This window comes from Micrococcus sp. GbtcB5 (genome assembly GCF_019091605.1).
In the GTDB taxonomy this organism is placed as follows: domain Bacteria; phylum Actinomycetota; class Actinomycetes; order Actinomycetales; family Micrococcaceae; genus Micrococcus; species Micrococcus luteus.
Genome location: NZ_JAGXJK010000589.1, coordinates 1 through 231, shown reverse-complemented (window position 1 = coordinate 231; position 231 = coordinate 1). Strand labels below are relative to the sequence as shown.

1 protein-coding gene is annotated in these 231 nt (G+C 79.2%); it reads right to left on the bottom strand.

Features of this window, described 5'->3' with window-relative positions; translation table 11 throughout:
- On the bottom strand, positions 1–201 hold a 201-nt coding region (locus tag KVS67_RS13610; RefSeq protein ID WP_217565602.1), incomplete at its 3' end, for a hypothetical protein.
- Positions 202–231 lie beyond the last annotated feature (30 nt).

The following is a 231-nucleotide window of genomic DNA, read 5'->3' as shown; positions in this document are numbered from 1 at the left end:
GCGCTGCTCCACCAGGGCGCGGCGGCGGTGGGCCCCGGGCGCCTCGACCGCCCCGAACTGCCCGTCCTTGAATCGCGCGTCCGGCCGGTCCACGAGCCGACGCAGGTCGGCCAGGGCCTCCTCGTGCAGCGCGGCGTCGTCCCCCGGTGCGGAGGTCTCGGGGAGGCGAGGGCCGGCGACGCGGTGCGGGGTGGCGTCCATGGCGTCAGCACGCCACCCGGCCCCGTGACC